We start from the raw sequence: 10,332 nt of genomic DNA, 5'->3' as shown, positions 1-10,332 counted from the left end.
GGTCTTATGGGGTATTATGATGATCATTACAGACCTAGACGCCCTCGGGGGATGAGAGGAGCATGGATTGCTTCAACATTAATCGGAGCGGTCGTAGGAGCCTTAATTGTTGTGCTTGCTTTACCAGCCTTAATCGAGTCGAACTTATTACCTTATAACACAGATACAGGAAGTAATGAAATCATGCAGGGGGATGGAGAATCGAACCCATCTGGTCCCTTACAGCAAGTGAATGTAGATGTTTCTTCCCAAATTACCCAAGTCGTTGGCGAGGTGACACCTGCCGTCGTCGGTGTGGTGAATTATCAGTCACAGGAAGGTTTTTGGATGGAAGGCGACGCGACGGAAGCTGGCACAGGCTCTGGCGTGATCTATAAAAAGGAAAATGGCAAAGCATATGTCGTGACCAATCACCACGTGATTCAAGGTGCGGATGAAGTCGAAGTGGTCCTTTCCAATAATACACACATCCAGGCACAAATTCGCGGTAGCGATCTATTCACGGATTTAGCCGTTCTTGAAATGGATGGCTCCGAGGTGGAAAAGGTTATTGAATTAGGGGAATCTGAAACGGTAAAGGTTGGGGAACCAGCTATAGCGATTGGGAACCCTCTTGGACTCATGTTTGCTGGGTCTGTTACGGAAGGCATTATAAGTGGAAAGAAGCGGGCGATTCCGCAGGATTTTGATATGGATGGACGTGCGGATTGGCAAGCAGAGGTTATCCAAACAGATGCCGCCATTAACCCAGGGAATAGTGGTGGTGCACTAATCAACCTGCAAGGAAAGCTAATCGGCATTAACTCGATGAAAATTGCTCAGTCTTCTGTAGAGGGGATTGGCTTTGCTATCCCTATTGACGATGCATTACCGATTATCCAACAGCTAGAAAGTGAAGGAAAGGTGACGAGGGCTTATTTAGGTGTAGAAGCTTATTCCTTAAATGAACTGGCTCAAGCGGAGTGGCAGCAAGAGCTTCGCCTTCCGGAAGGTGTAGAAGGTGGCATATATTTAAGAAGTATAGAACCTATGTCACCAGCTGATCAAGCCGGACTTGAGGAATTAGATGTTATTACTCACCTGGACGGGGAACCGATTGAAGATATCATCGGATTGAGAAAACATCTTTATCAAGAAAAAGAGCCTGGGCAACAGATGAAAGTAACGTTCTATCGCAATGGAGAGAAGCAAGAAACAACCGTTACGTTAGGATCACAAGATTATTAAAGGAATACAGAGGACTTGTGGAGAACTATTCTTCACAAGTCTTTTTTAAGTTAAAAATGTGTGGGTAACTGAGCATTTTATGCACAGTCTGTGGATGAATATGAGGATAACTGACCATATATGGTGTCGAACATATGCTCTTCTACTAAATAAAGAATAAAAATTGTGATTATGTGGATAAGTTTGTGCATAACTTGTTTACATGTGTATAAAACGCTGTTTTTCCACCGATTTGTGTACAAAGGTGTGCATAACTGTGTAAAAAATCAATAATTTCCCAATAGATATTGAATTAATTAGATTACAACGATACACTGAACTTATTCAAACCGTTTTAAGAAGTGGGGAGGCAAGCCAAAATGAGGCAAAAAATTGGGGCAAATGCGGATAGCATGAAGCAATTAAATCGTTCTACCGTTCTTCATGCCATTCAACGTCATAAACCCATCTCCAAGGCAGAAATAGTGCCGATAACGAATCTGACATTTGCCACCGTTTCTAATATCATTCAGGAGTTAATGGAAGCGGAATGGATTGTAGAAGCTGGATATGGTAGGTCTAGTGGTGGTAGAAAACCGATTTTATACGAGCTAAGTGCTAAAAAATATTACGCAATTTCTGTGGATATTGCTGTTGCTTCTACGACCGTTGCCCTCGTTAATCTTTATGGAGAGGTTATCCACAAAGTCTCCACAGAACATGAAAAAAATGAAAATGGAACGTGCAAGGTAGAACTCCCTACTATATATGGCCTCATTGATCTTGTTTTGGAGTATGCCGAACAAAGGAAAGCAGAAGTAATCGGAATCGGTGTATCCAGTCCGGGTCCTTTAAATGCGGAAAAAGGAATGATTTTATCTCCGCCAAACTTAACAGGTCTAGATGGGGTTGCAATTCGCGATCTTCTACAAGAAAAGTACGGACTGATGACACGATTAGAAAAGGATGCGGATGCAGCAGCTTTAGGGGAGTACTGGTTTGCGGATCGAAAGCCAAACATGCTGTATGTGTTTGCGGACCGAGGTACTGGCGGTGGTATTCTATTTAATGGCACGATATATCGAGGATTTTTGAATGGAGCTGGAGAGCTTGGCCATGCGACGGTTGATATTCATGGTCCTGTTTGCCGATGTGGAAATGTCGGTTGTTTGGAGATGGTCGCGTCTGGCTTAGCTTTGGAAAGAAAATATAATCCCAAATCGATGGCTGATCTATTACAAGCCTCCAGAAATGGAGATAAAGAGATTCAAGAAGAAATGGATGATATATCGTCCTATTTAGCTACTGGCATAACCAATGCAGTTAATCTTTTGAATCCAGCAGAGGTCATTTTAGGTGGTGCGTTAGTAGACGGTTATCCACCAATGGCGAGCAAGATCAGAGAAATCGTGACAGAGCGTTGCTTTACCCGCGAGAATGGCGTACCAGATATTTCAGAGTCTGTTTTTGGAATAAACGGTCCGCTAATAGGGGGAACGGCTGTCATTATCCAACAAGTTTTTGAACATCCAGAACAAATAATGAATCGAGAAAAATAAAGAGGTGGAACTATGTATGCAATAGGTGTAGATATCGGTGGAACAAAGGTTGCCATCGCCGTTGTGGATGAAACAGGAAAGGTGTTAATAGAAGAAGTAATTCCTACGGATAAAACGGTTGATCCTCCGGTAATGATTGAGCGGATTAATAAGACAGCAGAAGAGCTTATGAATAAATCGGGAATTGAAAAGAAAGTCGTCAAAGGAATCGGGATTGGTTCTCCAGGACCTTTAGATAGTAAGAATGGCATTATTACGTATCCACCGAATTTGGAAAACTGGCGAAATGTCCCGATTGTGGAACAAGTAAAAAGCTATTTTAATCTACCTGTCACCTTAGAAAATGATGCAAACGCAGCTGCGATGGCAGAAAAATGGTTAGGTGCGGCAAAAGAAAATGAAGATTTTGCTTATATCACGATTAGTACTGGAATTGGAGCAGGTTTTTTTGCAGAAGGAAAGCTTTTAGGTGGTTCTCGAGGGAATGCAGGAGATATCGGACATACGGTTATTGATCCATCCTATGGACAATGTCCTTGTGGTCAATATGGCTGTTTGGAGTATATCGCATCCGGTACAGGCATTGCTAGAAGAGGATCTGAGCTAGCAGGCGAGGAGCTCGCGACACAACAAGTATTTGAACGTTACCATAATGGTGATAATAAAATAAAGCCATATATAGAAGATGTTTTCCGCATTATTGGGGTAGCATGTGTGTCTGTGATTAACACGTTGGACCCTGAAAAAATTGTAATCGGCGGTGGTGTATCTAAAGTAGGAGCCCCGCTGTTTAATGCTGTAAAAGATTATGTTCGTCAATATGCGTTAAACCCAGACGGACGAAAAACAGAAATTGTACAAGCACAGCTAGACCAAAACGCTGGAGTCATAGGGGCAGCAGCCCTTTGCTTTAATGAATAAGGAGGAACATCATGTATAAAGAACCTATTTTTTTAAAGCCTGTCTTTCAAGAAAGAATTTGGGGAGGTCAAAAGCTGAATACTGAATTTGGCTATGACATTCCTTATAAGCATACAGGGGAAGCTTGGGTGATTTCGGCCCATCCAAACGGACCTAGTGAAATTGTAAATGGTGAGTTAAAAGGAAAGAGCTTAATAGAGGCTTGGGAGAATCATGGCGAGCTTTTCGGAAAAGCAAAAGGTCATTCTGGCGAGTACCCACTGCTTATTAAAATTTTGGATGCAGCGGATGATCTCTCCGTACAGGTTCATCCAAATGATGAATATGCTAGAGAGGTCGAAAATCAGCCATACGGAAAAACAGAATGCTGGTATGTGCTTCAAGCGGAGGAAGGGGCAGAGATTATTTTTGGTCATCATGCCTCCACGAAGGAAGAGTTTCAACAAATGGTTGATGCTGGAGAGTGGGATAAGCTATTAAGAAAAGTACCTGTCCAAGCGGGGGACTTTGTCTATGTTCCAAGTGGTACAATACATGCTATCGGCAAAGGCATCGTTATTTTAGAAACCCAACAAAGCTCGGATATTACGTACCGTGTGTATGACTATGACCGAACGGATGATCAAGGAAATACAAGGGAGCTTCATCTAGATTCGGCTATTGCGGTATCGACGGTTCCACATCAACCGGTAGAGGTGGACCAAGAGGTCAGCTACTATGGTGGATTGACCTCGAAACGAGTAGTTAAAGAACAATATTTTACGGTTTATCATTGGGATTTAGACGGGGAAGCGGAAATGGATATGGAGCACGACTTTTTACAAGTCAGTGTTGTGGATGGACAAGGTTGGTTGACTGTTGATGGAAATGTGCATGAGGTGCAAAAGGGAGATCATTTTATTGTACCGAATGGTGTGAAGGAGTATCATTTTTCGGGGCAGTTGGAGTGTCTGGTTTCTCATCCATAAACTAGATAAAAGAAAGAGACTTAAGTGATATTACTTGAGTCTCTTTTTGAATGGTTATAGTGAGTAACTATGATAAGACGGACGAGAATAAAAATCTCAGCGCCAATAAAAAGAGAGAATCGCCAATAAATCCAGCTGAGTCGCTAATAAAAAGAAAAACTTGCCAAAAAGACGCCAGACCCCGCCAATAAAAATCTCAGCGACACTACCTTGCACGCAGTGCTTTCCCTTTTCAAGAAAGTGGTCTTCTTCCGAGGCAGGGCCATGCCCGTCGAAAGCGAAGCATTCCGCCGAATCGCGACTTTAAATTTACACTCTGATAACTTACCCTATAAGTTACCAGTTACCGTTCGTCTTTAGAATAGTTGTCGCAGTCTTATCTATTTTTAAAAGTAACAGTAATCCTTGATATTACCCTTTACTTAAAACGGTTGCCACTTCAATTTTCTAGCTTCTTCAAACCGCTTTTCCACAGCTGGCCAGTTCACGACCTTCCACCAATTATCTACGTAGTCTCCGCGTTTCGTTTTGTATTGCAGGTAATAGGCGTGTTCCCATACGTCTAAAACAAGCAAAGGAATCGTATCCCATTGGGTGAGGTTTTGGTGTTTTTCTGCTGTTAAGATTTCTAGGCGATGAGCACGTGGTGCCCAGACTAGGATTGCCCAGCCGACTGCTTCTACCTTTTTGGCTGCCTCTGAAAAATGCTTTTTAAACGCGTCAAAGCTTCCAAAGGAACGCTTGATTTCGGCATGAAGGCTACCTGATGGCTTTCCTCCACCATTTGGACTCATAATGTCCCAAAAGATTGTGTGTAAATAATGACCAGATCCGTTAAAGGCGGTCTCTCTTTCCCAATGCTTAATCAAATCAAAGTTCCCCGTTTTCCGTGCTTCCTGCATCTTTTTCTCTGCTTTATTCAATCCATCGACATAGCCTTGATGATGGACATCATGATGCAGTCTCATAATTTCCTCGGAAATGACGGGTTCTAGTGCATCGTAAGCATAAGGGAGTGGTGGCAAGGTATGTCCACCAATTGGTACAGCGGAACCCATATGATCATCATGTTTAGTAGGTTGAGAACTCCCTGTAATGAAGCTATTTAAGGATTGATAGATTTGCGAGGCATTTCGTTGTAGCTCTTTATCCTGGAGGAAGCGGTTATCTTCTTCCACCTCCTGTTTAAAGGCATAAAAGTCTTCTTCCCATTCCGTTAACACTGCATCATCCACATGATCTAGCTGATTTCGAACCGATGTCCACGTTTTCTCAATATCGTTACACCAATCCAATAGGGATGTACGATATGCTGAATCCATTCTGTTCAAAAAAATTCCCCTCCTTCGGTCGTTAGTATCAAGATATGTAAGTGGAGTGGAATAGGAACTACAATTAATCGCCTATTTTTTATAGAAAAATACAGTCATGAATAGGACGATTTCACCATATACATGTAGGTATCAAAAAGAGAAGGGAGGGCTTCATCATGCGTACACACATCATTCCAGAAGTACTCGAGTCCGAAGCTACTGGAAGGACGAAAGAGTTGTATGAGGATATAAAAGAAGTGTTGCAAGTTCCAGTCGTAAACTTTGTCTTTCGGGCATTGGCTCACTATCCCACCTTTTTAGAAATAGCCTGGGAGCAAGTCCGGCCTAATATGTTAACCCTTAATATGGACAAAACAGCTTCCCACCTACAATATCCTGGCATCTCGAACATCATTCCATTACTTCCATGGCAAACTCAATACCCTCCACACGTTTTGAACCAGCTACAAGGAACTCTAGATATCTTTCGTTATGTAAATCCCAAACTATTACTCATCACTTCAGCATGGACGGAGGCATTAAGTAATCGTCCGGTAAAAGGAAAGGGAGAAGTACTAGGTTTTCTAGAGCCAGGAATTGATCCAGCCTTCCCAAGAATCGACTTATTGCATCCAGTCGAAGCAGACCCTACTATGAAAAAGCTATTATTTGAAATTGCCGAGGCACACCAGGCTATGGACGTTGCCAGTGATTTTCGTGCTCTCGCCCATTATCCGGATTTCTTAAAGCGGATTTGGAGTTATTTAAAACCCTTTGTTAAAAGTTCCAATTACACCTTATTAGAGAGTCAATTATCGAAGAAGGCAGTTCGTGCTGTACACCGTGATATGCCGTATCCTGTAGTCATCAATCGTGACCAACTAGCACGTGTGTACAGTCCTAAGGATATAGCAGGAATCATGGGATTAGTTTCTCTGTTTCATCGTTTTCTACCGGGTTTAATCATAGATTGTGAGTTTATGCATCGTACTTTTGTTAATTCTTAGTAAAGTTATCGTAGAATCTCTTTTTTATTGAGAGTGAATTCATTATGCTTAACCTATCTTATAGGTCAAAAGGATGAGTTCTCATGAAAAAGACGGCTACATTATGGAACAAAATAACCTCGCTCATTAAAGTAAACCGACTTACGATTAGACAACGTTTAGTCATGAGTTTTAGTATCATCTTGCTCCTCCTCGTCGTCATGGCGGGCGTTTTATATGTCAAAATGAATGATACTTTGATCCAATCTCAAGCAATGAAACAAGAAAACCTTCCATCCCTTATTCATGCAACATCCATCAACAATGATATGCTCCAAATCAGTAAAGATATTAATGAGATGACGAACACCACAATGTCCGTAACTCTTAAAAAACTAGAAACAGATATTCAATCCGCTCAGGAAAGCATCACTCAATCAGCTGCTGAGTTGGAAACGATTATTCAAAGAACGAACGAGGAACAATTAGAAAAAAACTATAGCAATTACACATCAAAGTGGAGTGAGTATAACACCGCTATTACAGAAATTGTTGAGCTTGCCAATGCGGGGGACTTTGCAGCCGCTAAAGAAAGGGCGTTTATCGGAACACCAAACTTTGAAAGTGCAAACAAATCCATTTTAAACATAATAGAAGCTAGTAATGAAGACATGGTAAGCGCGGCTAATGAATCTGTAGGAACAGCCGAATCTGGACAATGGTGGATTGTAATCATTAGTGTAGTAGCAGTAGTATTAACGGCCATTCTCGTGTACATAACCTCTCGAATGATCACAAAGCCGTTAGGCCAACTTGCAAAGAAAATTAAAAACATAGCCAGTGGCGACTTAACCATTGAACCATTACAGTACAAAGCCAAGGACGAGATTGGCACCTTAAATACGAGCTTTAATCAGATGACAGAAAACGTACGTGAAGTCGTCAAACAAGTCCATTTTCATGCCAACAACGTATTGGAAACATCCGAGAATCTGTCCGTCCAATCCGAGCAAACGAAGTTCGGTAGTAGTGAAGTAGCGGCAGCAGCAGATCAAGTATCGACGTCTTCCAGACACCAACAGCAGACGATGGAACAAGTAACAGCAGGTATTCAGCAAATCTCCTCGTATGTCGAGCAAGTAGTGGGAAGTATGGAAATGGTAACGAGGCAATCGAATGACGCGAATCATTATGCAGTTTCTGGTCAAAAGGAAATGCAGGAAGTGCTAGAGCAAATGAATCTGATCGATGATCAAATGAAACAAGTTTTAAAGAAAATGGGTTGGCTATCGGAAAAAACAATGGATATTAACCGCATGACCGGCATGATTAAAGAAATCTCGGATCAAACGAAGCTATTAGCTCTGAATGCATCGATAGAAGCGGCAAGAGCTGGGGAAGCGGGGAAAGGATTTGCGGTTGTAGCGGAGGAGGTCCGTGAATTAGCGACAAGGTCCTCCGAAGCTACAAGTGACATTCAAAGAATTAGCCAAGATATTCAAGTGAGTACGAAAGAAACGATGAAGGTTATGAATACGACGAGTGATTCAACGGATACAGGTAGAAAGATGATTGAACATGCCAATACGAGCTTTTATCAAATTGTAGATTCCACAAAAGAGGTATTGGCTCAATCGCAGCAAGTGAGCCAGCATATGAAGGATGTAGGAGAGCAAACGAATCAAATCAGCGAAACGATTCAAGAGGTAGAAACAGTAACCGAAGAGAACGCCAACCACGCCGAGCATGTAGCAGGAGTATCCCAGGAAGCTCATGCAGCGATGGAGCAGGTGTCGGAAGCGTCCCAACAGATGAAGGGTATGAGTGAAAAGCTCATTTATTCGGTTCGGGAATTTCGTATTGAATAGAAAATGGAAAAACTCGAGCAATAGCTATTGCTCGAGTTTTAATTATTTTAATATCTCTTCGATTTTGTCCAGTTCTTCTTCACTGAATCCAGCGTGATCTAACGCTTTTACATTCTCTTCAATCTGACTCACTTTACTAGCTCCAATTAAAGCAGAAACAACCGATTGTTCTTGAAGCACCCACATTAACGCCATTTGCGCTAACGATTGTCCACGCTCTTTCGCTAGTTCATTAAGCTTTTGTACTTTATCCAAAACATCTGGAGAAACGTCTTTTTCGCTTAGTGAGTTAATATAAGCCTTGGCGGCGCGGGAATCGTTAGGAATTCCATTTAAGTACTTATTGGTTAACAGACCCTGTGCTAGTGGAACAAATGCAATACAACCAGCGCCTTCTCTTGCTAACAAGTCCGTTAAGCCATCTTCAACCCAACGATTTAACATCGAGTAAGCAGCTTGGTGAATGATAAAAGGCGTACCTTGTTTTTTCAAAATCTCAATAGCTTTCGTGGTATCTTCGACTCCATAGTTCGAAATTCCAACATAGAGGGCTTTTCCTTGGCGAACGATTAAATCAAGGGCAGCCATTGTTTCTTCAAGCGGTGTCTCTGGATCTGGACGGTGGTGATAGAAAATATCCACATAGTCTAAGCCCATTCGTTGTAAGCTTTGATCTAAGCTAGATACTAAATACTTTTTCGAGCCCCAGTCTCCATATGGTCCAGGCCACATCGTGAAGCCAGCTTTTGTAGAGATGACAAGCTCGTCGCGATACGAACGAAAATCTTTTTCTAGGATACGGCCAAAATTCTCTTCGGCAGATCCAGGTGGTGGGCCATAGTTATTGGCTAAATCAAAATGTGTTATCCCTAAATCAAAAGCTTTACGTAGCATACTGCGTTGGTTTTCAAAAACATCCTCGCCACCAAAGTTATTCCAAAGCCCTAGGGAGATGGCGGGAAGCTTTAGTCCAGAATGTCCTACACGATTATAAGACATAGAGTTGTAGCGATTTTCATCTGGTACATATACCATGTGATGGCCTCCCTTTTTCCAAAATAAATGCCCATGTACGTATTCTACATGAGCAATGAAAACCCTTTAATTAAATCCTATTTATATTGTCGGAATAAGACAAACAGGAGACCAAGCATTACAATATCGAGTCTTGCTTCAAACAAGAAGTGGAAGAACCCAGCATGTAGAACAGGAATTTTCGTTAGTATGAGAGCAGCAATGATTATGACCATTAGTGCGATAACAGCAATCTTCACATAACGATTAAGCAGAATACAAATCCCACAAATAATCTCCACAATGGCTAAGAAAAACATCGTATTTAATGGATAAGGTAGACCTAGACTAACAAACACTCCTCCAAGATCCTCACTAATCAATTTAAAGACCCCAGAAGCAATAAACACGTAAGCGACCAAATAATGAATAAGATTAGAACTTGTGATTGTTCTTTTCACGTCACATCCCCCCTTAGTACAAGTTATGAGGGAGAT

Annotated in this window: 9 protein-coding genes; 6 read left to right on the top strand and 3 right to left on the bottom strand. The window is 41.8% G+C overall.

Annotation, left to right across the window (positions count from 1 at the left end):
• The first annotated feature begins 6 nt into the window (after positions 1 to 6).
• The 4 genes from KO561_RS19840 (at position 7) to manA (ending at position 4,654) form a co-directional block, all read left to right on the top strand.
• Positions 7 to 1,227: a S1C family serine protease gene (locus KO561_RS19840; protein ID WP_231095030.1), complete on the top strand. Its 1,221-nt coding sequence runs from the start codon at positions 7 to 9 to the stop codon at positions 1,225 to 1,227.
• A gap of 359 nt (positions 1,228 to 1,586) precedes the next feature.
• Positions 1,587 to 2,765: an ROK family protein gene (locus KO561_RS19835; RefSeq protein WP_231095029.1), complete on the top strand. Its 1,179-nt coding sequence runs from the start codon at positions 1,587 to 1,589 to the stop codon at positions 2,763 to 2,765.
• 12 nt (positions 2,766 to 2,777) lie between these two features.
• Positions 2,778 to 3,686: an ROK family protein gene (locus KO561_RS19830; protein ID WP_231095028.1), complete on the top strand. Its 909-nt coding sequence runs from the start codon at positions 2,778 to 2,780 to the stop codon at positions 3,684 to 3,686.
• An 11-nt stretch (positions 3,687 to 3,697) separates the two neighbouring features.
• Positions 3,698 to 4,654 (top strand): mannose-6-phosphate isomerase, class I, encoded by a 957-nt coding sequence (gene manA / locus KO561_RS19825; protein WP_231095027.1) that lies wholly within the window; start codon positions 3,698 to 3,700, stop codon positions 4,652 to 4,654.
• 422 nt (positions 4,655 to 5,076) lie between these two features.
• Here the strand turns inward: manA and KO561_RS19820 are convergent, their stop codons facing one another.
• The gene (locus tag KO561_RS19820; RefSeq protein WP_231097298.1) at positions 5,077 to 5,976 is read right to left on the bottom strand and encodes a superoxide dismutase; all 900 of its coding nucleotides are present in this window, start codon (positions 5,974 to 5,976) and stop codon (positions 5,077 to 5,079) included.
• A gap of 167 nt (positions 5,977 to 6,143) precedes the next feature.
• Here KO561_RS19820 and KO561_RS19815 point away from each other — a divergent pair, with 167 nt between their 5' ends.
• Positions 6,144 to 6,974 carry a halocarboxylic acid dehydrogenase DehI family protein gene (locus KO561_RS19815; RefSeq protein WP_231095026.1) on the top strand — a complete coding sequence of 277 codons (831 nt, stop codon included), beginning with the start codon at positions 6,144 to 6,146 and terminating at the stop codon, positions 6,972 to 6,974.
• A gap of 83 nt (positions 6,975 to 7,057) precedes the next feature.
• On the top strand, positions 7,058 to 8,821 hold the full coding sequence (locus tag KO561_RS19810; RefSeq protein WP_231095025.1) for a methyl-accepting chemotaxis protein: 1,764 nt from the start codon (positions 7,058 to 7,060) through the stop codon (positions 8,819 to 8,821).
• Between the two features lie 42 nt (positions 8,822 to 8,863).
• Here KO561_RS19810 and mgrA read toward each other — a convergent pair whose 3' ends face one another.
• Positions 8,864 to 9,856 (bottom strand): L-glyceraldehyde 3-phosphate reductase, encoded by a 993-nt coding sequence (gene mgrA, locus KO561_RS19805; protein WP_231095024.1) that lies wholly within the window; start codon positions 9,854 to 9,856, stop codon positions 8,864 to 8,866.
• Between the two features lie 77 nt (positions 9,857 to 9,933).
• A complete protein-coding gene (locus KO561_RS19800) occupies positions 9,934 to 10,296 on the bottom strand; it encodes a DoxX family protein (RefSeq protein WP_231095023.1) in 363 nt (120 codons plus the stop codon).
• Between the last annotated feature and the right edge of the window lie 36 nt (positions 10,297 to 10,332).

It is taken from the genome of Radiobacillus kanasensis (genome assembly GCF_021049245.1).
Lineage (GTDB): Bacteria > Bacillota > Bacilli > Bacillales > Amphibacillaceae > Radiobacillus > Radiobacillus kanasensis.
This window is presented reverse-complemented; position numbering and strand designations above follow the sequence as displayed.